The sequence below is a fragment of the Nocardioides pinisoli genome (genome assembly GCF_024199985.1).
GTDB classification, from domain to species: Bacteria; Actinomycetota; Actinomycetes; order Propionibacteriales; family Nocardioidaceae; genus Nocardioides; species Nocardioides pinisoli.
In genome coordinates this window covers 427,442-450,839 of sequence record NZ_JANARS010000004.1, presented here as the reverse complement: position 1 = coordinate 450,839, position 23,398 = coordinate 427,442, and the positions used below count along the sequence as shown (strand labels likewise).

Sequence of the window (23,398 nt, the reverse complement as noted above, 5' to 3'; positions counted from 1 at the left end):
GGGTCGCGGCAGATCCGGGCGAGCGTAGCCGCCCTCAACGCGGCATGATCGGATGTTGGCGCTAGCGTCAGATTCCGGTCACGTCCCGCTGAGTGGTGGAGTTCTCGACACCGTGCGGGTCAGTGGTTCTGATCATGCCGTCATGAGTTCGGGCTTGGCCACCTCCTCCTCGGATCGGTTGGCCACCAGGGCCATGGACCGTTCGGACAGGTAGCGGCGTTCGGCGCTGACTTGCCACTCGTCGTGGGCCTCGACCAGGACCGCGCCGGCCAGGCGCAGCAGGGCGGCGGGGTTGGGGAAGTCGCCGACGACGTCGGTGCGGCGCTTGACTTCCTTGTTCAGCCGCTCGAGCGGGTTGGTCGACCAGATCTTCTTCCAGTGCGGCACCGGGAACCCGGCGAAGGCGAGCAGGTCGTCGTGGGCCTCGCGGAGCATCTGCTCGACCTTGGGCAGCTGCTTGCCGAGCATGGCGGCGATGACCTCGAACTGATCGGTGACGTGGTCGGCGTCGGGCTGGGCGAAGATCGTGCGGATCGCCGCGGCGACCATCTCTTGGTTCCCTTTCGGGACGACGGCGAGGACGTTGCGCATGAAGTGCACCCGGCACCGCTGCCACGCAGCGCCGAGGAACACGGACCCGATCGCGGCCTTCAAGCCGGTGTGGGCGTCGCTGATGACCAGCTGCACCCCGCCGAGTCCGCGGGCCTTCAGCGAGCGCAGGAACGCGGTCCAGAACGCCCCGTCCTCGGAGTCGCCGACGTCGAAGCCCAGCACCTCACGGCGCCCGTCGGCGGTGACACCGGTCGCGATCACCACCGCTTGGGACACCACCCGCCGGTTCACCCGGGCCTTGCAGTAGGTGGCGTCGAGGAACACGTACGGGTAGGCGATCCCGGTCAGGGACCGGTCCCGGAACGCGCCGACCTCCTCGTCGAGGTCCGCGCAGATCCGTGAAACCTCGGACTTGCTGATCCCCGAGTCGGCACCGAGTGCCTTGACCAGGTCGTCGACCTTCCGGGTCGAGACACCGTGCAGGTAGGCCTCCATGATCACCGCGAACAGCGCCTGGTCGACCCGACGCCGGCGCTCGAGCAGCGAGGGGAAGAACGACCCGGACCGCAGCTTCGGGATCCGCAGCTCCAGGTCACCGGCGGTCGTGGTCAGCGTCCGGGGACGTGATCCGTTGCGTTGTGCGGTGCGGTCCGCGGTGCGTTCCCAGGGGCCGGCGCCGATCACCGCGGTCAGCTCGGCGTCGATCAACGCCTGGTAGATCGTCTGGGCCGCGGTGCGGACACGGTCCTCGACACCAGCGGCCTGCATGGCTTCGAGCACCTCGAGTAGGGCAGCATTGTCCAAGGCCATCGTGCTTCAGGTCCTTCCGTGAGTTCTATCGCTAGGTCTCACCGACCGTGGCACGGTGGCCGCCTACGTCATCGTCAACACGACGAACAGCGGCCTGAACTACACCACCTCACGGGACGCAACCCAGATTTCCTGGTCTGCGGACGCGAGGCGAACTCACTGCGGGGAGGATCGTGTTCGCTGCGTCGCTGGTCGGGGCAGTCCTGAACGTCGCTGTCCTCACCGTCGGTCCGGACCGCGGGGCGCCGTGTCAGCGAACCGACTCCAGTCGCCGCCCCTGGATCGCGGCTGCCGTTGCCACGACCAGCGTGAGCAGCATGGACAGCATCAAGGCCGGGATCGTCAGGTTGGACGCCAGGAAGTGCAGGCCACCGTCGTCGCCGAAGAGGTCCTCGGTCCTGCGGCTCTCCCAGCTGTCGTCCGCCAGCCGCCCCACGGCTGCCACTAGCTCGGTGAGGTTGCCGAGGACCGCAGCCGGGATCGACACGAGCAGGGCGCCGAGCAGGAGGCGGGCTGCCCGGGCATCTGGTGACGTCGTCCTACGCAGTCGCAGTGCCACGAGCGTCGCCCACCCGAGCAGGCCAGCCGCGACGATGTGGAAGGCGATGTGGGGATGGCTGTCGCCGACACGTTCGACCAGCGGGGGTGCAGCGAACGCGAAGATTGACACGAATGGGACCCACACGAGTGCGACAAGCTTCCAGTGCTGCTTCACGACTGTCTCCCTTGCTGGCCACGACGTCAGAGGTCGTCGAACCGTAGGAGCCGGCCCGTCAGGTCCGCATCGGCCCTTTCGCCTAACCCGTTTCGACGGGCCGGTCCTGAGACCACATGGCGGCGGCGGCATGCACCCGGCGGTTGTAGTCGGGCCCCCCGGGCAGGTCGAGCTTGGCGAACACCGAGCGGAGGTGTGCGTCGACCGTGCGTTCGGAGAGGACGAGACGTGCGGCGATGCCGGCGTTGGAGAGGCCCTCGGCGAGCAGGCCCAGCACCTCGACCTCGCGCTGGGTGAGGTGTGCGGTGCCTCCGGACGCCTTGTAGGCCTCGTGTGCCTCGGGCGGTGGCTCCCGCATCGCAGCAGGCTCGTGGGCGTCGTTGCCTAGGTGCTCGGTGAGGGCCTTCGTGCTGCCCCACCCTGCGATCGCCAATGCGATGTCCATGCCGACGACCACCAGCACCGCAGACCAGGCACGCAAGGTCAGCCCGGGCGCAGCGGCGATTGCGCCGCACGCGATGACCAGGAGGGTCCCTGCCAGTGAGGACGCGGCAACAAGCGCGAGTCGACGTGCCGCGGCGTCCTCCGCGCGCCACGCCGCCACCAGCGCCCACACCGGACCGAGCAGCACTGTCGCCAGGAAGAGCGCATTGATGGACATGCCGACTGTCGTTCCTGTCGAGGAAGGGATCAGTGCGGACGCTCTCAGAGGGGCGAAGTCGTCGAAGAACAGCATCATGGTGAGTGCGGCACTGCATCCCAGCACCAGCACAGCCACCACTGGCCATCGCGAGGACGTGCCGCCTAGGTAGCGCACCGCCAGCAGCGGCAGCGCGGTGAAGGTCGCCAGGACCGGCAGGTGGGCTGTGACGGCCAGGACGGCCGCCGCCCACGCAACACGGCTATGGGGCATCCATGACGACGCGAGCGTCGCCCACCCCCACACGAGCGGGTAGGAGGCGACCAGGACGGCCGATGCTATGAGGTACCGGCGCCATACCACCCATCCCGGCCGCGTCCGCGCCGACGAACGTTTCAGGACCCAGCCCGCGCCGGCGCCCGCCACAAGGGCGATGACCAGTCCGGGAAGCGACGTCACGGTCACAGTGTGACGGCACCGACCGTCCCGGCACCACGGTCGCCACAGTTGCCACTCCCGCCAGCGCGGTCGGAGCGGGGCTGGGCCGACATGCGCTTCGTGAACCTTGCTCGCCCGTTGGACGCCTACATGCCCGAGACTTCTTGACCGCCCGCACTCGAAGCGGCAGGGAGGCCCGCAACTCGGCCGATACGGATGTCCGCGACAGGCGGCGCAATGTCGCGCCCCGGACGGTACGCGGCGGAAAGACGCAGGGCGGGTCACCGCTCCCTGAAGGCTCCGCGCTCCCACCAGTCGATCGCCGGGTCCTCCCGTATGTACCGTGCGGCCACCTCGAGGTTGCCCGGGTTGCAGTAATTCCAGAGCTCTTTCGCTGCACGGGAGTACTGGAACAGCACACGGTCCATATCGAATAGGTCGAGATCACCGTCGCGAAATTGATCGATCGCGCCGGCGACGTGTGCGACGAGTTCTCCGAGCTCTGCCTCGTGATAGGCGGCCACTTGTTGGCGTGCTTGTCGACGCGCTGCCTTCTCGGACACCTACTCAGGCTAGTGCGACTCTCCTACGAGAGCCTCGCACTCATCGCGGCAGACATCCCAGGTTTTACGGGTGTCAAGCAGCGTTGCTGAGGTGGTGGCTCCAGGCGGTCGTTTCGTCGTAGGGGGTGTGGGTCTTGAGGCAGCCGTGGAGGATTCCGACGAGTCGGTTGGCGAGCTGGCGCAGGGCGGCTTGGTGGCCGACGTTCTTGGCGCGGAGCTGTTGGTAGTAGGCGCGGGCGCCGGGTGATCCGCGCAGCGAGCAGAACGCCCACTGCTGCGCGGCGTCGCCGAGCCGTCGGTTGCGGGCGTAGCGGGCCAGGACGATCTCCTTCTTGCCCGATGCTCGGGTGATCGGTGAGGTGCCGGCGTAGTTCTTGCGGGCCTTGGCGTCGGTGTAGCGGTGCGGATCGTCGCCGAACTCGCCGAGCACCCGGGCGCGAGGACCACACCAATGCCGGGTTGGCTGGTGTAGATCTCAGCGTCCGGGTGCTGGCCAAAATGCGCCTCCACCACCGCCGCCATCTGCTCGATCTGGGTGTTCAGTGTCGCGATGATGGTGGCCTGGCTGGCCACGATCGCGGCGTAGGCCGCCTCGACCGGCTCTGAGCGGCGCAGCTGCTCGGCACCGAAGACCTGCACAAGCTCGGTGGCTCTGGCCTCGATGTTGCGCCGATTCGCTCTCTTGAGCGCGGCGATGATCCGGCGGCGGTTCAGCCGACCCGCCCGGGCAGGATCGGGCGCTGCCGCCAGCAGTTCGAGCGCGTCGGGGGCATCGAGGTCAGGGAACGCCTCCAGCGCAGCGGGGAAGAAGTCCCGCAACGCCGCACGCAGCCGCAGCACGTGTCGGCTGCGTTCCCAGATCAGGCTCTGGTGGGTGCGGGCGACGAGCTTGATCGCCTCGGCCTCCTGGGAGTCGCCGGCCAGCGGCCGGTGATGTGGCCGGTCGACGCGGACGATCTCGGCCAGCACGTGCGCGTCGCCGGCATCAGACTTGGCACCCGAGGTGGAGTGGCGTTCTCGGTACCGGGCCACCGACAGCGGGTTGATCGCGAAGACCTCGTAACCGGCCGCGACCAAGGCCGCCACCCAAGTTCCTCGGTCGGTCTCGATGCCGACCTTGACCAGCCCCTGCACCTGTTCGGGTTCCAGCTCGATCCAGTCCTCGGGCAGATGATCGGCGATCAGCGCATGCAGCCCGGCGATGCCCCCGATCCCCTCGGGCAACCGTCTACGGGCCAACACCTGCCCGTCGTCGTCGACCAGCTCGACGTCGTGGTGATCCTCGGCCCAGTCATCTCCGATGAAGAGCATCGCCTCGCCTTCCTACTCGCCTCACCCATGGTCAGCAGCGCGGAGGAGGACAGCCAGCGATCTAATGGTCCAAGTGCTCACCATCGGCGACGGGCACGACATCCCAGCAGCGGTTTCGCCTGCTCACGACCAACGGGCGCACGGTCTGCCGCGAGACCTGCAAGCGATCAGATTCGGAGAGTGCTGACCCGCCGGCCGCTACCGGAACCAGCCTGCCGAAACAGACCGGCAGAAGCCATTAGATTCGGGGAACGTTCCCGCCCTCAACGAACAGATCCGGACAATCGCAGCGCACGCTATGGGCGCGTACGCCCAATCTAGAATCGCTCCTCGTGACCGATGACCTGAGCCGGTTGAGACCCGAGCAGCGCCAACAGCTCGCGCGATGGATACCCGACGCAAAGGCGCTCGCCGATCTCAGTTGGGGACTGGTCGAAACGAAGGTGCTTGAGCTAGTCAGCGACCAGGGCCGCCTCATCCTGAAGGCTGGCGGCGTCACGGACGGCCACATCTCCCGGGAGATCCGCGCGCACCGGGAGTGGCTGCATCCTTGGGTCAGCACCGGGCACGCTCCTCTTCTCTTGTTCGGCGACCAGGCCGCCAAAATGCTGGTCACTCACTACCTTCCGGGCAGCTTGGTAGAAGGAACCAGCGCTCAGGATGACGCGGAGACCTATCGGCAAGCGGGCTCGCTACTCGTCACCTTCCACAACCAACTCTCGATCCTCGACGAGGAGTGGAACGACAGGTTCCGCGCACGCGTTGAGCGACACCTCGCGCTACCGCACCGAATCGACAGCAACATCGAGGGCCGCGTGCGCGCCGAGGTGTCGACCTGGCCAAGAGGCGGCGCCCGCGTCGTACCTACGCACGGTGACTGGCAGCCGCGCAACTGGTTGATCGACGACGGCGTCGTCAGGATCATCGACTTCGGACGCGCCGACCTGCGCCCGCCGATCGAGGACTTTGTCCGGCTTGCACGTCAGGACTTCGCGCGCGATCCCAAGCTGGAGGCCGCGTTCATCGAGGGGTACGGCAGTGACCCGCGCGAACCGGGGGAGTGGCGCCGAGCCCTGGTCGGTGAAGCGGTAGGCACAGCCGTATGGGCCTACGGAGTCGGCGACGAGGACTTCGAGTGTTTCGGCCACCGGCTCCTGACCGACCTATACGCGGAGAGCGACTGACTCGCGGAGGAAGCACTGCCGGGACCTGGGCAACCAGATGACACGATCTGGGGGCGCTGTCGCGGAGGATGGCTTGTGGGGCACTACCCGGATCTCGGCATGAGCGGTCACGGGCGCTGCCTGAGCCTTGCCAGCCGCCCGGTCAGGAGCGTGCGCGGTATCGCAGGCGGTTCGCTGACTCGTCGTACACAAGATCGCCGGGCTGCACGCCCGCCCTGCGGCCCACCCCAGACTCGAAGGTCTCTGCCAGCATGAATGTCAGCGTGTGGAATCCGACCTCGACGTGACGCGTCGTGTGGGGCGCCACCGCAAGGTCTGTGTCATCGAAGATGTCGTCCTCAGCCCACGCCAGTCGGCGAAGCTGAGCTCGGCTGAGGTGAACGATCAGCGGCAGGCCTGCTTCGCGACCGGTGGGATACATGTCGTCGGCGATGTCGAGGCGGATCACCCCAGTGACGATCTCCCTGGCTACTCCGAAGTTCCCAAGAAACTCGATGAGCGCTTGATAGAGGTCGTCGTCACTGATGTCTTCAGTCACCCGGCGCACGCCGGACGAAGGTACGGACCTCTGGGCTGCGGCCGCTTCTAGTTGCTCGGGAGTAGGAGGCGACTCTGGCTCCGGGGCGGCGCCCACGTGGTCGTACGAGAACCAGCCAGAAGCACTCACCCGTCCAGACTAGGTCGAGTCCGGTGCAACAGGAGTCAACTTTCTGACCTTAAGGTCTGCAGGCACATCGGCAGATCCGCGCACTAAACGCGGCTACTAGGAGACTTTCCGCAGGATCGGTGTCTGGCCAGACTCTGATCTAGGTGATCGGCGGGACGCTCTCATTCGCGGCTGCCCACCCGCTCTTGGGTGTGGCTCTCATCTGGAATGCGACCCGTCGTTCACCGTGACGAGGCGTGGCTCAAGAGGGGTCTGCCCAGCTCGTAGTAGCACTGCCCACCTCGCCGTCCGAGTGGATGCCAGAACACAGATGAGGTGAGTAGATGAGCAAGACGAAGGGCGTGATCATCGGGGTCGACCCCCACAAGATGTCGGTGACGATCGAGGTCGTCGACACCCACGAACGGCTCCTCGGCAGCGGACGGTTTGAGACCACCAACGCCGGGTACGCCGCGATGCAGCGGTACGTGAAGCAGTGGCCCGACCGACTCTGGGCCGTCGAGGGAGCCAACGGCGCCGGTCGTCCACTGGCCCAACGACTCGTCGCCGCCGGCGAGCAGGTCGTCGACGTGCCAGCCAAGCTTGCGGCCCGGGTGCGGCTCTTCGACACCGGCCACAACCGCAAGACCGACGCCCTGGACGCCCACTCCATCGCTGTCGTCGCGGCCCGCACCGAGGGGCTGCGGGTGCTGGTCGAGGACGGTGAGCTCGAAGCCTTGCGGATGCTCACCGACCGCCGCGACGAGCTCGCCCACCAACGAGTCCAGACCGTCAACCGGCTACAACGACTCCTCAGCGAACTACTGCCTGGCCAGCGCAAACGCGACCTGTCCGCCGCCCAGGCCAAGGCGATGCTCGCCACCGTGCGACCCCGTGACATCGCCGGCAAGACCCGCCGCCGGATGGCCGCCGAAGAGATAGCCGACCTGGTCGCAGTCGACGCCAAGCTCAAGAAGATCAAGGCCGAGCTGAAGGCCGCGGTCACCGCCCGCGGGTCGCACCTGATGGACATCTACGGCATCGGACCGGCAGGCGCGGCCCGCGTGCTGGCCGACGTCGGCGACGTAGCCCGGTTCGCCGACCGCAACCGGTTCGCGTCCTGGACCGGCACCGCACCACTGGACGCCTCCTCAGGCGAGCAAGCCCGCCACCGGTTATCGCGGGCCGGGAACCGGCGGATGAACCACGTCCTGCACGTCGCCGCGATCGTGCAGATCCGCCACGACACCGAAGGCCGCGCCTACTACCGCCGCAAGTTCGCCGCCGGCAAGACACCGATGGAAGCACTGCGCTGCCTCAAACGGCGCCTGTCCGACGTCGTCTACCGCCAGCTCATCGCCGACGCTCACCAGCACGATGGAGCGGATCCGGGAGGGCACTGCGGGGCGGCTCTTCAATCCAGCGCGGTCGACTCGCACCCGCTCATCGACACTTCGGATCAGCCACTTCCCGAACCCGCGAACCCGACGCTACGCCCAGAGAGCGACCCCGTGAAGGACCTCGTTCCAAGCACCCGTTGACACAGAGGGGTGCCAGATCCGGGCGAGCGTAGCCGCCCGCAACGCGGCAGATCCGGGCGGGCGTAACCGCCCGCAACGCTGCAGATCCGGGCGAGCGTAGCCGCCCGCAACGCGGCAGATCCGGATGCGCAGCGGGGTCTGCGGGACGGTCGAGACAGCCGCTTGACTCTCGCAACCGCGAACGCCGACAACTAACTATGAGGTCGGCGCGTCTTAGCAAGGACCCTCGCATGCGACGTACCGTCATCGACACGCTGCCCACCATCATCGGGGGATAGCGCTCACCCAGGGGGAACCGTGCTTCAACGTTCGACCACGCTTGTTGTCACCGCGCTTGTTACGGGGGCGCTGAGCGCACCGTCTTCGGCGGCTTCGGACACTGGCCAGACCTGCCAGGGCCGGGCGGCCACGATCGTCGGCACTGGCCCGGCCATTCAGGGCACGCCGGGTGATGACGTCATCGTCACCGGCACCTCCCAGCGCACCTACGCTGTCGCTGGGAACGACCTGGTGTGCGTGAGCCCGTCCGCCGTGTTGGTGGTCGCGGGCGACGGCGATGACGTGGTGGACGCGTCCCAGGCTGGGTTGACAACAAGCGTTACCTATCTAGGCGCTGGTCTCGACCGCTACCTCGGGGGACCTGGCCACAAAGCGGTGTACGCGGACGGAACGGATGACACCGTGACAGACGCCGACAGGGCGTACCTGACGGTCACCGCGCCTGTGACGGGGACACCTGGCACCTACACCGGTGGCGGGATCGCTGTCTGGTCGGCCGACCAGGACGTGGAGATCGACCTGGACACCAACATGGTGACGGTCGGCGGGGTCCATGCGGTCAACCTGTCTGGGATCGTTCACGCGGGCGTAGTCGCGCCGCGCGCGGTGTTGAGGGGCAACGCCGAGGACAACTACCTGTGGGGGGCGGGATGCGATGTGCTGTTCGTCGGGAAAGGCGGAAACGACACCCTCCGCGGCGCTTCTTACTCCGAGGACTCCCCCTACGCCCAGATCAAGTCGGAGTGCGTGGGCATGAAAGCCACGATGCGTGGTGGATCCGGCGACGACAGCATCCAGGGGTGGCAGGGCCTCAACCGGTTGGTCGGGGGCGCAGGCAACGACGAACTCCAAGGCCGCGCCCGATCAGACGTGCTCCTCGGTGGCAGCGGCCGCGACGACCTCAGGGGCGGCGAGGGGTCGGACGTGCTCCGCGGAGGCGGCGGACGCGACACCGCCGACGGGCAGTCTGGCCGGGACCGCTGCGATGCCGAACGCGAGCGTCGCTGCGAACGCTGAAACCACCTGGGTCTGACGGTCGCCCTGGGCGCTCATCGGCATGTGCGGATGCTCGGGTCGCGGCAGGTTCGTGCGTTCGGCTGCGAGACTCATCCCATGAACATGGGTGGCCCCACCGATCACTGGTACACCGACATCTTCACGTGGGACCGCCCAACGTTCGGTGAGCCCGTCGACTCTCTGATCAGGGACATCCGCAACTTCGGCGGTGATTCCCTGCTCCAGGACGACCAGGCACTCGGGCGCCGCCTTTGGGACGCCTGGCCCCAATGGGGTCGCGTCGAGAAGCGAACACTGAGTCAGCTCGCCGCTGACCTGAGGTCCATCCGCGATGACCTGCTTGTCGACGCCAAGGCCCGTGGCTGGGAGGTCGAATGACGCGATTGCGGCAGGTCCGGACGGTCAGGGGCGAACGGACGTCTCATTGCCTCGTAGCGGTCTGGGTCGAGCAGGTCCCGCATGAGGCGCGGGTATGCACGGGGGGCGAAGAAGATCGACCGTCGGTGGGCTGCGTCTACCTCGTCGAGCGACCACCAGCGCATGTCGAGCACGCCGTCTTCGTAGGGGCGGTTGACCCTCTCACCCCGGCGTGAGCGGATGCACGGGGTAGCGGCATGTACGGCCGTCGTGATCCGACAGACGGACTACGAGCGCGGCCGGAGCAGCAGCGCTCGGTTGTGGATCATCCAGGATGCACTGCGCGCCCTCCACGTGATCGCCCAGAGCACGGGGTAGCCGTCCGTGTCGACGGCGCTCTCGCTCTCGGGTGTCACCTTGGCGGACAGGGCTTCGGCTCGCGCGGCATGGATGGCGAGCTCGATCATGCGGTCGACGATGTCTGCGCGGCGAGCGGGGGCCAGGCCGTAGGCATCGAGGATCGTGTGGGCCTGTCCGGCGCGTGTCGCCGCATCGGGAAGGCCTTGCCGCTCGGCGATGTCGTCGTCGTGAAGCTGTGCATTGAGCCAGACGGCGTAGGCGAGCTCGGTCAGCCGGTCGATCGGGCCCGCGCACTCCCAGTCAACGAGAGCGTGCGCCGAGCCGTGACGTCCGACGATGTTCCATGGGGCGGCATCACCGTGACCCACCACCATGTCACCGGAGGCGTAGGTCTCGTGGAGCCAGGTCGTCTTCCACTGGGCGCCTGCTGACGCAGCGAACGAGGACGTGGCGAGGTGCAGGTCGCGCAACAACCCACCTACGCCACCGACCCGGTGGTCATCCCATGCGCGCGGGTGGGGACTCTCGCCCGGCACGAAACTGACCGCCATGCGCCCGTCAGCGGCGTAGCCATCGCCGACCACTCGGGGTGCTCCTGCGAAACCGACCTCTTCGAGGTGCCGCAGCAGTGCAAGCACCGATGGCGCCCAAGGACCACTCGACTTCAGGACGATGTCGCCGGTCCGTGTCGCGTCAGCGGCACGCGTGCCGCTACCCCATGTGGCCAACGCGTGCTCGGTCTCGGATTCCGCCATGGCGACACACTTGCACGGTTGCCGGACAGGGGCGGTTTCCCACGACCTGGCCGCGGGTGACCCGGGGTGGACGACGGGCGACCGATCACCGGCATGAGCGGTCGTCGGGTAGCGGCAGATCTGCACGTTGCGCGCCAGACTGCGCGGATGGATCTAGGCACTCTGCGTGACATCGCACGGGAGCGGAGCGCCCGTTGGGCGGAAGCTGGCATCGGTTGGGAGGTCGTCGACGGGTCACCGACGGACAATCCAGCGTCCTGGCTGATCCTCAGCGTGAACGATGCACTGGGTCAGCTGACCGTCTGGGTCTCAGGTGAGGCGCAGATGGATTGGGGTACGCCGAGCGACGGCGGCGGACGTCACTGTGACGTGGCCTCCCGCGACGAATTGAGCCAGTGCGTCGACGACCTCGAAGCGGCGCTCATCGCCCGTCGCTGACGCCCGCCTCCGACAGATCCGTTCGCGTCCTCTGCCGCAGACCGCATGCGCGTCCGAAGCCTGATGCCAGCGCGTGCGTGAGCCGGGTGCAACCATGACCCCGTGACCGTTGACGGGGGAGTCGAGCGGCTGGACGTGACGCCCCCACTTCCTCGTTCGATCTGGGTGCTTGCCCTGGCTTCGCTGGCGGGCCAGGCGCTGCTGGTGGTCCGACATGGGGGTCGCGTCGGCGACGAGGCGTCGCAGGTCCTGTCCATGACCCTTGGGGCGCTCCTGGTCGGCTACGTGTCCGCTGGTGTCGTCCGGGCCCGCCGCGTCCGGATCGTGCTCGCCTGGGTCGTGTTGACGCTGGCCTTCGTCGGCGGGCTTGCCAACCTGGTCTCGATCGACGGCCCCGTTCAGGCAGCCCACGCCGTGCTCGCGCTCGCTGCCGGTGCCGGGGCTCTCGCCGGACTTGCGACGTTCTGCCGCAGCGACTGGTATGCCTGGCAGCGGACCTGTCCGTCAGCCCGCGAGGGTGCTCCCATCGTCCGATTGGTCGTGATCGGCGTGCTCGTAGGCGCGCTGGGTGGCTACGTCGGACTGGTCGACTCCGCGGTCACCACCCGCGTCAACGTGAACGTCGGCTGATCCGCCAGCGGGCGGCGTCTGGACATCGGCGTGAGCGGTCGGTTCGATCGCAGAGGAGGAGCGAGGTGAACGCCAAGCTCTTGGCTGCGCTCGAGACCCTGGAGGCGAGGCTGACGACCTTGGGCGTACCCGTCGTCGGGCACCTCGCTCCAGCTCTCCCCGACAGCGTGGTGTCGGAGAGGCTGCGCGCTGAGGCTCGAGACCGCGACGAGCATCTGGCGGGAGACGTTCGGACGACGATCCAGATGAGCTGTCCCCGCCGCGCGAGCTGTTCCCTGTGGCCGGCTGGGAGAACGTGGCCACGTTGAGGGTCGATGCGCGCAGCGGCGCCGTCCTGGTCGACGACCCCCACCTGACGACGGAGCCCTCGTTCGACCCCAAGTGGCGCTCACTCCTCGAGTGGGTGCAGGACGCGACTGCGCTGTTCGATGCAGGTTGGTATCGCCTGACCGGCGACTCGATCCAGGCCGACCACGTCTCCCGCTGGCCAGCCGGCGTCCGACGCCAGCTCCACTGGTGAGTGCCCTCACCTGACCACTCGACCCCGGCGTGACCTCGCCGCGCTCGACACCTCCCATGCCTCGCACCGTGCCAGGTCAGCCGGCGAGGGCACGTCCGACGGCGCGGCCGGAGAAGATGCAGCCGCCGAGGAAGGTGCCCTCGAGCGCGTTGTAGCCGTGCACGCCGCCGCCGCCGAAACCGGCGACCTCGCCAGCGGCGTACAGGCCGGGGATGCGTGAGCCGTCGGCGGCCACACACTGACCGTCGAGGTCGGTCTCGAGCCCGCCGAGCGTCTTGCGCGAGAGGATGTTGAGCCGTACGGCGATCAGCGGGCCGTGGGCGGGGTCGAGGATCTTGTGCGGCCTGGCGACGCGGATCAGCTTGTCGGTGGGGCTGCGGCGGGCGTTGTGGATCGCCATCACCTGGATGTCCTTGGAGAAGGAGTTGTCGACCTCGCGGTCGCGCGCGACGATGTCCCGCTCGAGGTCGTCGGCGTCGAGCTGCGGCCCGCGGGCGAGCTCGTTCATGCCGGCCACCAGCTCGGTCAGGTCGTCGGCCACGACGAAGTCGACGCCGTGCTCCTTGAACGCCTCGACCGGGCCGGGCGCTCCCTTCGCCAGCCGGCTCCGGGCGAGGAACTTCAGGTCCTTGCCGGTGATGTCGGGGTTCTGCTCGGAGCCGGAGAGTGCGAACTCCTTCTCGATGATCGACTGGGTCAGCACGAACCAGGAGTAGTCGTGGCCGGTCGCCAGGATCTGCTTCATCGCGCCGATCGAGTCCGCTCCGGGGACGCCCGACATGCCCTCGAGGCGCTTGCCGGTGGCGTCGAACCACATCGACGAGGGGCCGGGCAGGATCCGGATCGCGTGGTCCGGCCAGACCGGGTCCCAGTTGTGGATGCCCTCGACGTAGGCCCACATGCGGTCGCGGTTGACCATCGTCGCGCCCGCGGTCTCGGCGATGCCCTGCATCCGGCCGTCGACGTGGGCGGGCACCCCCGAGATCAGGTGCGCGGGTGCGGGACCGACCCGTTCCGTGGGCCAGCTGCGTCGCATCAGCTCGTGGTTGTGGCCGATGCCGCCGGAAGTGACGACGACGGCCGGGGCGCGGTGCTCGAACTCGCCGGCCGGCTCGCGGCTCGACCTCACGCCGCGCTCGGCGTCGTCGTCGACCAGCACCGTGCCGCGCACGCCCACGACCGCGCCGTCCTCGACGACGAGCTCGTCGACCTGGTGGCGGAACGCGAGGCGTACGATCCCGCGGGCCTCCGCGCGCTCGACCGGCTCGGCGAAGATCCGCACCACCTCGGGGCCGGTGCCCCACGTCAGGTGGAAGCGCGGCACCGAGTTGCCGTGGCCCGTGGCCCGGCCGTCCCCGCGCTCGGCCCACCCGACGAAGGGGAGCGAGCGGAGGCCGAGGGCGCGGAGGTAGTCGCGCTTCTCGCGGTGCGCGAAGTCGACGTACGCCCTGGCCCACTGCTGCGGCCAGAAGTCCTCGCCGCGGCCGGGGCCGTCGGTGCCGTCGCCGAGGCGGTCGAACTGGGCCGAGCCCTGCCAGTCCTGCCACGCCAGCTCGGGGGAGTCGGTGATGCCCATCCGTCGCTGCTCCGGGCTGTCGACGAACAGCAGGCCGCCGAGCGACCACCACGCCTGGCCGCCGAGGTTGTGGCGGTTCTCCTGGTCGAGGACGAGCACGCGCTTGCCGGCGAGGGCCAGCTCGTGGGTCACGACCAGCCCGGCTAGTCCGGCGCCGACGACGACGACGTCGGGGGTGAAACCGGCGGTGGGGGTGGACTCGGTCATCGGGGCTCCTGCTCGGGATAGCGGTGGACGATCAGCTCGGCGAGCAGGCGCAGCGCCCGCTCGACGGTGCGTCCGGGTGCGGCCGCGGGGTCGGGGTCGAGCGCGGAGAAGGCCAGTCCGTCGAGCATGTTGACCACGATGCTGAGGACGGCGGGGAGGTCGTCGGCGGAGAGGCGGTCGCCCCACAGGTCAGCGGCCACGTCGCGCATCTGCGTGTGCAGCACCTCGCGCGCCGGCAGCAGCGCCTCGCGCAGGTCGGCGTCGGCCCGCGCGGCGACGAGGAGCTCGCGCCAGGTCTGGTTGGTGGGGGAGAGCACCGCCTGGCGGAGGTGGGCGAGGACGTCCGCCACGTCGTCGACGGAGTCGACCGCCGCGCCCCCGGTCGTGGCGCGGAACGCCGCGACGTTGCGGGTGGCCACGTGCTCGGCGGTGGCCACCAGCAGCGCCTGCCGGGTCGGGAAGTGCCGGAAGAGCGCCCCCTGGCTGACGCCCGCCTCCGCGCAGACAGCGGCGGTCGAGGTGGCGGCGTACCCCCGCTCCGTCAGGCACGTCACCGTCGCCTCGAGCAGCGCACCGATGGTGCCCTCGCGGCGCTGCGCCTGCGTCCGGCGCTCTGTGGCTGTCATGCGGGCAAGTGTTACATAGATAGTGAGCGCTTGCTCTCTAAGCGGCGATGGCGACGGACGTCATGGGAATCGCCGGTGCGAACCGGGCATTCCCATGACGTCCGGTAGGCGTCAGCCCGTGATCTCGCAGATCACGGCACCGTTGGTGACGGTGGCGCCGACCTCGGCCTGCAGCCCGGCGACGGTGCCGGACTTGTGGGCCTTGAGGGGCTGCTCCATCTTCATGGCCTCCATGACCACGATGGTGTCGCCCTCGGCGACGTCCTGGCCCTCCTCGACGACCACCTTCACGATCGTGCCCTGCATCGGGGAGGTGACGGAGTCGCCGGAGGCCGCGGCGCCGGCCTTCTTCGCCGAGCGCTTGGCCTTCTTCGCACCGTTCGTCCCGCCTCCGCCGGACGTGGACAGTCCGCCGAGCCCGGCGGGCAGCACGACCTCGAGGCGGCGGCCACCGACCTCGACGGTGACCTTCTGCCGCTCGCCGTCGTCCTCGGCCTCGCCGTGCTCGCCGGCGTAGGGCTCGATCTGGTTGTCGAACTCGGTCTCGATCCACTGGGTGTAGACGGTGAACTCGCCCTCGCCGGTGGGGGTGGAGGCGCCGACGTAGGCCGGGTCGGAGACGACCGCGCGGTGGAACGGGATGACGGTGGGCATGCCGTCGACGACGAACTCGTCGAGCGCGCGGCGCGAGCGCTCGAGCGCCTGGGTGCGGTCCTTGCCGGTGACGATCAGCTTGGCGATGAGGGAGTCGAAGGAGCCGGGGATGGTCTCGCCCTGGTCGTAGCCGCCGTCGAGCCGTACGCCGGGGCCGGCCGGTGCGTGCCAGCGCGTCAGGGTGCCGGGGGCGGGCATGAAGTTGCGCCCGCCGTCCTCGGCGTTGATGCGGAACTCGATGGAGTGGCCGCGGATCTCGGGGTCGCCGTAGCCGAGCTCCTCGCCGGCGGCGATGCGGAACATCTCGCGCACGAGGTCGATGCCGGTGACCTCCTCGGAGACGCAGTGCTCGACCTGCAGGCGGGTGTTGACCTCGAGGAAGGAGATGGTGCCGTCCTGGGCGACGAGGAACTCGCAGGTGCCGGCGCCGTGGTAGCCGGCCTCGGTCAGGATGCGCTTGGACGACTCGTAGAGCTCGGTGCGCTGCTCGTCGGTGAGGAACGGCGCGGGCGCCTCCTCGACGAGCTTCTGGTTGCGGCGCTGCAGCGAGCAGTCGCGGGTCGAGACGACCACGACGTTGCCGTGCTGGTCGGCCAGGCACTGGGTCTCGACGTGGCGCGGCTTGTCGAGGAACTTCTCGACCAGGCACTCGCCGCGACCGAACGCGGTGACGGCCTCGCGGACCGCGGACTCGTAGGCGTCGGGGATCTCCTCGAGCGTGCGGGCGACCTTGAGGCCGCGGCCGCCGCCGCCGAAGACGGCCTTGATCGCGACCGGCAGGCCGTTGGCCTCGGCGAAGGCGACGACCTCGTCGGCATCCTTGACCGGGTCCTTGGTGCCCGGGGCGAGGGGAGCGTTGGCCTTGTCGGCGATGTGCTTGGCCCGGGCCTTGTCGCCCAGCGCCTCGATCGCGGCCGGCGGGGGACCGATCCAGATCAGCCCGGCGTCGATGACGGCCTGGGCGAACTCGGCGTTCTCGGCGAGGAACCCGTAGCCCGGGTGGACGGAGTCGGCGCCGGACTTCTCGGCGATCGCGATGATCTTCGCGATGTCGAGGTAGGACTCCGCGGGGGTGGCGCCGCCGAGGGAGTGGGCCTCGTCGGCGAGGCGTACGAAGAGGGCGTCGCGGTCCGGGTCGGCGTACACGGCGACGGAGCCGATGCCGGCGTCCTTGCAGGCGCGGATGACGCGGACGGCGATCTCGCCGCGGTTGGCGATGAGGACCTTCTGGAGGGGAGTCGTCTCAGGCACGGTTGGCAGGGTATCGCTCGTCCGGATTCCTCTCGCCTCCCGTCCCACCGGCGCCATAGGGTGCGCTCGTGCGGGTGGCGATCCTGGGAGAGGCCGAGGCCAGCCGCGAGGGCGCGGCGGTGGACCTCGGCTCGCGCAAGCAGCGCGCCCTGCTGGCCGCCCTCGCGCTCCACCGCGGTCGACCGGTGCCGGTCGACACGATCGTCGACCTGGTCTGGTCCGACGCGCCGCCGACCGCCCTGACGGCCACTCTGCAGGGGTACGTCGCCCGGCTGCGGCGCGCACTGGAGCCCGGGCGTGCCCTGCGCGGCCCCTCGGAGGTGCTGATCACCCGCGGCGGTGGCTACGTGCTCGCGCTGCCGGAGGCAGACCTCGACTCGGGGGAGTTCGAGTCCGCCGTGTCCGGTGCGCACGCCGTGCTCGGCACGGTCGTGCTCCCGCAGCCCTCCCTCGCCGAGGCGGGTCCGCTCCTGGAGCAGCTGCAGCACGCGCTGGGGCTGTGGCGCGGGACGCCGTTCGCCGAGCTCGGAGACGCGCCGGCCGCGATGGCGGAGCGGGCCCGGCTGGAGGAGCTGCGCGCGATCGCCTTGGAGGACCGTGCCGTGGCGGGGCTCGCCCTCGGTCGCCACGCCACGGTCGCGGCGGAGCTGGAGGTGCTGACGACCACGCACCCGCTGCGCGAGCGCCTCTGGGGGCTCCGCGCGCTGGCGCTCGCGAGGTCCGGCCGCCAGGCCGACGCGCTCGAGGCCCTGCGCGGGGTCCGCGAGCTCCTCGCCGACGAGCTGGGGCTCGAGCCGGGTGCCGACCTGCGTCGGCTGCAGACCGCCGTGCTGCGCCAGGATCCCGAGCTCGAGTGGTCCGGCCGCGGCTCGGCTCCCGCCGCCGGACCGGTCCCGAGCACGCCGCCGGCCTCGGACCGGCCGCCGCCGGTCCCGGACCCGCGACGGTCGCCGGGCGGCCTGCCCCTGGTGGGGCGCGACGACCAGCTGGCCGCCCTCGTGGGCCTGCTGGAGCAGTCGGCCGAGGCGCCGGCGTTCGCGGCGCTCACCGGGGAGCCCGGCATCGGCAAGAGCCGACTGTGCGCGGAGCTCGCGGCGGTCGCCCGGGCCCAGGGCGTGGAGGTGCTGGTGGGGCGCTGCTCGCAGGACGAGGGCGCGCCGCCGCTCTATCCCTGGGCCGCCGTGCTCTCCGCCCTCGGGGCCGAGCTGCCCGCCTCCGACAGCGGGGCCGATGACGGCGCCGCGCGGTTCCGGGCCTGGGAGGCGATCACCGGCACCCTCCTCGAGTCGGCCCGGCAGCGACCGTTGCTGCTCGTCCTCGACGACCTCCACTGGGCCGACACGTCGACGCTGCGGGTGCTGCGGCTGCTGACCGAGACGGCCGAGTCCGGCGGACTGATGGTGGTGTGCACCTGGCGGCACCAGCCCGCGCCGACCGGGCAGCTCGCCGTCGTGGCCGACATGCTCGCCCGCCGCCATGCGCTGCGCCTGGAGCTGGCCGGCCTGACCGCCGTCGAGGTCGCTGAGGTGGTCACGTCGGTCGCCGAGGCGGCCCCGACGTCCGCCGAGGCGGACGCCCTGCGCGCCCGCACCGACGGCAACCCGTTCTTCCTGGTGGAGTACGCCCGGCTGGCGCGCGAGGGCGGCGACCTGACGGCGCTGCTCGCGGAGGACCACCCGCCCGCGGCCGTCAACGACGTGATCAGCAGGCGCCTCGCGGCGCTGCCCGAGCCCACCCTCGCCGCGCTCCGCGTCGGCTGCGTGGTCGGTCGCGAGTTCGACCTCGCGACCCTCGTCCCCCTGCTCGACCTCGACGAGGAGGAGGTGCTGGAGCGACTGGAGCCGGCTCTCGCCGCCGGTCTCGTCGCGGAGCCGGCCGTGGACCGGTTCCGGTTCGCGCACGCCCTGGTCCGCGACACCTGCTACGCCGCGGTCTCGCAGAGCCGGCGCGGGCGCATGCACGCCCGCACGGCCGAGATGCTCGAGGGTGTCGGCGGACGCGAGAGCGAGGTCGCGCGCCACTGGCTGGCCGCCGGGCCGACGTACGCCGGCCGGGCCTGGCGCGCCGCCCGCACCGCCGCCGCGGCCGCCGACGCGGTCTTCGCCTACGACGAGTCCGTGGCGCTCCTCGCCGACGGGCTCGACGCCCTCGAGGCCGACCCGGAGGCGACCGGCGAGGAGCGGTTCGACCTGGTCTGCGCGCTCGCCCGCGCCTACCAGCTCACCGACGAGCTGGTGCTGCTCCGCCGGACGGTCCACCGGGCGCTGGCGCTCGTCGAGGGCGACGTGGAGCGCGAGCTGCGCGCGATCGGGCTCCTGGTCACCAAGGCGCTGTGGCAGACGGGGGTGTGGGGGCAGGTCGACGAGCACGTGATCGCGATCCTCCGCCGCTGCCTCGACGCGCTGCCTCCCGGTGACGGCGTGGCCCGCTGCCGCGCGATGAGCGCGCTGGCGACGGAGATCTACTACCAGTCCTCGGTCCAGGAGCGGGAGGCGCTCAGCGAGCAGGCCCTCGCGATGGCGCGTCGGCTCGGCGACGACGAGGTGCTCCTCGACACCCTGCTGACGGTGCCGATGAGCCTGTGGAGCCCGGCCACCGCCCACCAGCGCCACGCCCTCGCCGGTGAGGCGGTCGAGCTCGCCCACAGGCTCGGCGACGCTGTCTCGCTGTGCGTGGCCCTCGCCCAGCGGGCCTCGGCCGCTTCCGAGTCGGGACGGGTGGAGGGTCTCCTCGAGCAGGTCGAGGACACCCGCGCCCGCGCGACCGCGGTCCGGCAGCTGTTCGTACGCCTCTTCTGCGACGGCCTCGAGATCCCCTGGCGGGCCATGCGCGGCGAGCTCGACACGGTCCGCACGCTGCTCGCCGACATGGTCGCGATGTCCGAGCGGGTGGCGGTCCCGCAGGCCGGCGACGCCGTGCTGGGTGCGGTCCTCATGGAGCTCGTGTGGGGACGTCGCGACGAGGAGCTGCTGGGCATGGTCGACGCGCTGGCACAGATGCAGGTGCTCCCCACGGACGCGTCCGTCGCGCTGGTGCTCGCGCGCGGCGGCCGGCTCGACGAGGCACGGGCCCGGCTGCACGTCGGGATGCCCGAGCTCTCGGCCGACTGGTGGTTCTCCCCGTTGACGCTCGCGTTGGCGGCCGAGGCGTCCCTGCGGGCCGGGGTGCCGGAGGTGGCGGCGGTCGCCTACGAGCGCCTGGCACCGTACGCCGGGATGCCGGCCGCCGGTGGCTCGGGCACCATCGTCGGGCTCGTCGACCACTTCCTGGCGATGGCCGCGCACGCCACCGGCGAGCGCGAGCTCGCCACCCGGCACGCGGACGACGCCGTCCGCCTGTGCGCGGAGTGGGAGCTCACGCTCGCCGGTGAGTGGTTCGCCGCGGTGCGCTCGGAGCTCGGCTTCTAGCTAGGCCACGTGGCGGAACGCGCGGGCCTGGCGGCGGGCGAACCGCCGCCGGGTCAGCAGCCAGATGACCTTGAAGCCGGGCTCGCTCGTCGCGAAGACCCCGTCGAGCACCTCGCGGGGGAGGTCCGAGGCTGCCCAGGGCACCACCCGGACGATCTTGGCGAAGGTCAGGTCGTCCTTGAACTCCTCCTCCTCGAGCCGGTCCCAGTCGGCCTGGGTGAGCACCCGCTGGATGATCGCGATCGCCTCGGTCTCCTCGTGCCGGAGGTGTCGCGCGAGGCACTCGCGGGTGGCGGCGAGCCGCACCGCCAGCGCCGCCCGGGCGTCGTCGTCCGCGTGCCCGGCGAGCCGGGCGAAGCCCTGGCTGCAGGCCTCGAGCAGCGGGTCGACCTCCGCGTGCTCGGCCTCCATGTCGAGCAGGGTCTGCCGGTCGGACGCCTCGGCGCGCTCCAGCAGGAGCGGCCACAGCGCGGCGTCCTCGCCGGTGTGGTGGCCGTGCAGCGCCTCGTGGAAGACGGCCCAGCGCTGCGCGAGCAGCCGCCACGCGGTGCGGTCGTCGACCGGCGTGGCCCGGGTGGCCTCGGTCAGCATCGACAGGTCGCGCCGGAAGGCGTGGTGCATGACGTACATCATGGTCATGTCGACCGGGCCCTCGGGCGCTGCGGCCTGGCCCGCCAGCATGATCTGTGTCGGCCAGTCGTGGTGTGTGGTGCTCATCGGGTGCTCCTTCGAAGGACGTGGTGGGTGGTCACACGCCGACCGGCGTGCGGGTGGGGGCGAGCTCGTCGAGCTCGTCGTCGAGGTCGGTCACGTCGACGCGGACGGTCGGCAGCATGCGGTCGATCCAGGCCGGCAGCCACCAGTTGTGGCGACCGAGGAGGGTCATGGTGGCGGGCACCAGGACCATCCGGACGACCGTGGCGTCGAGAGCGACCGCGACGGCCATGCCGAGCCCGAGCTGCTTGACCACGACGTCGACCTCCGAGGCGAAGCCGAGGAAGACGGCGACCATGATCGCGGCGGCCGCGGAGATGACCCGTCCCGTGTGGGAGAGGCCGCGCACGACCGACTCCCGGGCGTCACCGGAGTCCAGCCACTCCTCGCGGACCCGTGAGAGCAGGAAGACCTCGTAGTCCATCGAGAGGCCGAACAGGACGGCGAACAGCAGGATCGGCAGCCAGCTCGAGACCGGCATCGGGTGGTCGATGCCGAGGAGCTCGGCGCCCCAGCCCCACTGGAAGACCGCGGTGACGGCGCCGTAGGCCGCGCCGATGGACAGCAGGTTCATCACCGCTGCCTTGATCGGCACGACCACCGACCGGAAGACCAGGCCCAGGAGCAGGACCGAGATGCCGACGACGAACCCGACGACCAGCCACAACCGGGTGGTGAGCAGGTCGGCGATGTCGGCGAACAGGGGCGTGGTGCCGGTGACCTCGACGCCCGCGGGGACGTCCGCGCGCAGGTCGCCCACCAGTTCCGTGGTGCGCTCGTCGGTCGGACCGAAGGTCGGTTCGGCGGAGAAGATGCGCAGGGCTCCGTCGGGCGACGCAGTGACCGGCGTGACCGTGGCCATGTCGTCGCGGCCGCCGATGGACGCGGCGAGCGACTCGGTCTCGGCCTCGGAGACCTTCGACGCGGTGACGACGAACAGGATCGGGCCGTTGGCGCCCGGCCCGTACTCGTCGGCGACCAGGTCGTGGGCGCGGCGGGTGGTCAGCTCGGACGACTGGGCCGACGCGTCCTGGGGCCAGGTGCGCATCGCCAGCGCCGGGGCGGCCAGGGTGAGCATCACCGTGGTGGCCAGCAAGGCCCACGCGACCGGGCGACGGCCGACGCGGGTGGCCCACCGCTCCATGAGGGGACTGCCGACGGTGCCGCGGGCGCGTCGTACCTTGCGCGGCAGCAGCCGCCGACCGAGCAGGCCGCACAGGGCCGGCACGAGGGTCAGCGCTGCGGAGGCGACCGCGACCACGGCGATGGCGGTGGCGAACCCGAAGGCGTCGTAGGTCGGCAGGCCCGCGAGGCGCAGGCCGAGCAGCGAGATCAGCACGGTCGCGGAGGCGAAGACCACAGAGCGCCCCGCGGTGGCGACGGCGCGGCCGGCGGCCTCGGTCTTCTCGTGCCCCGCGGCGAGGAACTCGGTGAAGCGCGTGACCAGCAGCAGGGCGTAGTCGATGCCCACGCCGAGCGCGACCATCGAGGCCACCATCGGAGCCGAGGTGCTGACGTCCATGGTTGCGGCCAGCAGCGTGATCCCGGCGGAACCGACCGCCAGGCCGCCGAGCGCGACGACGACGGGCAGCCCGGCCCCGATGACCGAGCCGAAGGCGAGCACGAGGATGAGCAGCGCGGCCACGATGCCGATGAGCTCGCCGGTGCCCCGCATCGGTGCTGCGGCGGTCTCGGGCAGGTCGCCGCCGAGCTCGACCTGGAAGCCCGCCTCCTCGGTGGGCGCGATGGCGCTCTCGAGCGGCTCGACGTCCTGGTAGAGGTCGCGGTGGGTGACGGGCACGTCGTAGGAGACGGTGAGCAGGGCGGTGTCCGCGTCCGCGCTCGCGCGCGGCGGCGAGACCGAGACGACGTGGTCCAGCGCGCCCAGCCGGTCGGCGAGCGGCTTCAGCATGTCGGCCGGCAGCGGCGCCCCGTCGCGGTCGTGGACGACGACCGTGGCGGTGGCGTTGCCGGCGCCGGGGGTGTGCTCGCGGAGCTGGTCGACACCGACCTGGGCGCGAGCCCCGGGGATGTCCCAGTTCTCCTGCGGGGTGCCGCCGAGGCCGGCGGCGAGGGCGAAGACGGCGCCCGCGAGCACGAGCCAGGCGCAGATGGTGCGCCAGGGGTGTGCGGCAGCGGTTCGGCCGAGGTGATGCAGCTTGAGCGACATTGCGGTGGTCCTCACGGATGTTCGGGTGGATGCCGAA

Annotated in this window: 19 protein-coding genes and 1 pseudogene; 8 read left to right on the top strand and 12 right to left on the bottom strand. The window is 70.5% G+C overall.

Translation table 11 applies throughout. The annotated features are described in order from the left end of the window. Nucleotides 1–132 precede the first annotated feature (132 nt). The 5 genes and pseudogenes from NCI01_RS11625 to NCI01_RS11605 all read right to left on the bottom strand — a co-directional run bounded on the left by NCI01_RS11625 (nt 133) and on the right by NCI01_RS11605 (nt 5,029). Nucleotides 133–1,362, bottom strand: a complete 1,230-nt coding sequence (locus NCI01_RS11625; RefSeq protein ID WP_254181641.1) for an IS256 family transposase — start codon at nt 1,360–1,362, stop codon at nt 133–135. A gap of 250 nt (nt 1,363–1,612) precedes the next feature. After that, complete coding sequence (locus NCI01_RS11620) at nt 1,613–2,032, bottom strand: hypothetical protein (RefSeq protein WP_254181640.1); 420 nt, start codon at nt 2,030–2,032, stop codon at nt 1,613–1,615. A 127-nt stretch (nt 2,033–2,159) separates the two neighbouring features. Next, a complete protein-coding gene (locus NCI01_RS22755) occupies nt 2,160–3,176 on the bottom strand; it encodes a helix-turn-helix domain-containing protein (RefSeq protein WP_254181639.1) in 1,017 nt (338 codons plus the stop codon). A 260-nt stretch (nt 3,177–3,436) separates the two neighbouring features. After that, on the bottom strand, nt 3,437–3,718 hold the full coding sequence (locus NCI01_RS11610) for a hypothetical protein (protein WP_254181638.1): 282 nt from the start codon (nt 3,716–3,718) through the stop codon (nt 3,437–3,439). Nucleotides 3,719–3,791: 73 nt separating this feature from the next. Next, a pseudogene (locus tag NCI01_RS11605) lies at nt 3,792–5,029 on the bottom strand (IS110 family RNA-guided transposase). 332 nt (nt 5,030–5,361) lie between these two features. Here NCI01_RS11605 and NCI01_RS11600 point away from each other — a divergent pair. Beyond that, nucleotides 5,362–6,213 carry a phosphotransferase family protein gene (locus NCI01_RS11600; protein ID WP_254181637.1) on the top strand — a complete coding sequence of 284 codons (852 nt, stop codon included), beginning with the start codon at nt 5,362–5,364 and terminating at the stop codon, nt 6,211–6,213. A gap of 142 nt (nt 6,214–6,355) precedes the next feature. On the opposite strand, the gene NCI01_RS11595 is transcribed toward NCI01_RS11600, so the two are convergent. After that, nucleotides 6,356–6,751 carry a hypothetical protein gene (locus NCI01_RS11595; protein ID WP_254181636.1) on the bottom strand — a complete coding sequence of 132 codons (396 nt, stop codon included), beginning with the start codon at nt 6,749–6,751 and terminating at the stop codon, nt 6,356–6,358. Nucleotides 6,752–7,221: 470 nt separating this feature from the next. Here NCI01_RS11595 and NCI01_RS11590 point away from each other — a divergent pair, with 470 nt between their 5' ends. The 3 genes from NCI01_RS11590 to NCI01_RS11580 all read left to right on the top strand — a co-directional run bounded on the left by NCI01_RS11590 (nt 7,222) and on the right by NCI01_RS11580 (nt 10,074). Beyond that, complete coding sequence (locus tag NCI01_RS11590) at nt 7,222–8,400, top strand: IS110 family RNA-guided transposase (protein WP_254181635.1); 1,179 nt, start codon at nt 7,222–7,224, stop codon at nt 8,398–8,400. Between the two features lie 297 nt (nt 8,401–8,697). Further along, complete coding sequence (locus NCI01_RS22750; RefSeq protein ID WP_254181634.1) at nt 8,698–9,696, top strand: calcium-binding protein; 999 nt, start codon at nt 8,698–8,700, stop codon at nt 9,694–9,696. Nucleotides 9,697–9,792: 96 nt separating this feature from the next. Beyond that, the gene (locus tag NCI01_RS11580) at nt 9,793–10,074 is read left to right on the top strand and encodes a hypothetical protein (RefSeq protein ID WP_254181633.1); all 282 of its coding nucleotides are present in this window, start codon (nt 9,793–9,795) and stop codon (nt 10,072–10,074) included. A gap of 266 nt (nt 10,075–10,340) precedes the next feature. Here NCI01_RS11580 and NCI01_RS11575 read toward each other — a convergent pair whose 3' ends face one another. Continuing rightward, nucleotides 10,341–11,168 (bottom strand): phosphotransferase, encoded by an 828-nt coding sequence (locus NCI01_RS11575; RefSeq protein WP_254181632.1) that lies wholly within the window; start codon nt 11,166–11,168, stop codon nt 10,341–10,343. A 147-nt stretch (nt 11,169–11,315) separates the two neighbouring features. Here NCI01_RS11575 and NCI01_RS11570 point away from each other — a divergent pair, with 147 nt between their 5' ends. From NCI01_RS11570 to NCI01_RS11560, 3 genes are all read left to right on the top strand, one after another. Next, complete coding sequence (locus NCI01_RS11570) at nt 11,316–11,606, top strand: immunity protein TriTu family protein (protein WP_254181631.1); 291 nt, start codon at nt 11,316–11,318, stop codon at nt 11,604–11,606. A gap of 102 nt (nt 11,607–11,708) precedes the next feature. Then, a complete protein-coding gene (locus NCI01_RS11565) occupies nt 11,709–12,236 on the top strand; it encodes a hypothetical protein (RefSeq protein WP_254181630.1) in 528 nt (175 codons plus the stop codon). A gap of 277 nt (nt 12,237–12,513) precedes the next feature. Next, nucleotides 12,514–12,756, top strand: coding sequence for a hypothetical protein (locus NCI01_RS11560; protein ID WP_254181629.1), 243 nt, complete (start codon nt 12,514–12,516; stop codon nt 12,754–12,756). Between the two features lie 76 nt (nt 12,757–12,832). Here the strand turns inward: NCI01_RS11560 and NCI01_RS11555 are convergent, their stop codons facing one another. The 3 genes from NCI01_RS11555 to NCI01_RS11545 all read right to left on the bottom strand — a co-directional run bounded on the left by NCI01_RS11555 (nt 12,833) and on the right by NCI01_RS11545 (nt 17,070). Continuing rightward, nucleotides 12,833–14,539 (bottom strand): FAD-binding dehydrogenase, encoded by a 1,707-nt coding sequence (locus NCI01_RS11555; protein ID WP_254181628.1) that lies wholly within the window; start codon nt 14,537–14,539, stop codon nt 12,833–12,835. Next, a complete protein-coding gene (locus tag NCI01_RS11550; protein ID WP_254181627.1) occupies nt 14,536–15,165 on the bottom strand; it encodes a TetR/AcrR family transcriptional regulator in 630 nt (209 codons plus the stop codon). The genes NCI01_RS11555 and NCI01_RS11550 overlap by 4 nt, the downstream gene beginning before the upstream one ends. Before the next feature lie 111 nt (nt 15,166–15,276). Further along, complete coding sequence (locus NCI01_RS11545) at nt 15,277–17,070, bottom strand: acetyl/propionyl/methylcrotonyl-CoA carboxylase subunit alpha (protein ID WP_254181626.1); 1,794 nt, start codon at nt 17,068–17,070, stop codon at nt 15,277–15,279. A 68-nt stretch (nt 17,071–17,138) separates the two neighbouring features. On the opposite strand from NCI01_RS11545, the gene NCI01_RS11540 reads away from it, so the two are divergent. Further along, a complete protein-coding gene (locus tag NCI01_RS11540) occupies nt 17,139–20,477 on the top strand; it encodes an ATP-binding protein (protein ID WP_254181625.1) in 3,339 nt (1,112 codons plus the stop codon). Here the strand turns inward: NCI01_RS11540 and NCI01_RS11535 are convergent, their stop codons facing one another. Together NCI01_RS11535 and NCI01_RS11530 are read right to left on the bottom strand one after the other, a co-directional pair. Further along, complete coding sequence (locus NCI01_RS11535; protein ID WP_254181624.1) at nt 20,478–21,194, bottom strand: hemerythrin domain-containing protein; 717 nt, start codon at nt 21,192–21,194, stop codon at nt 20,478–20,480. Nucleotides 21,195–21,225: 31 nt separating this feature from the next. Further along, entirely contained in the window at nt 21,226–23,376 is a 2,151-nt protein-coding gene (locus NCI01_RS11530; RefSeq protein ID WP_254181623.1) for an MMPL family transporter, read from the bottom strand. Nucleotides 23,377–23,398 lie beyond the last annotated feature (22 nt).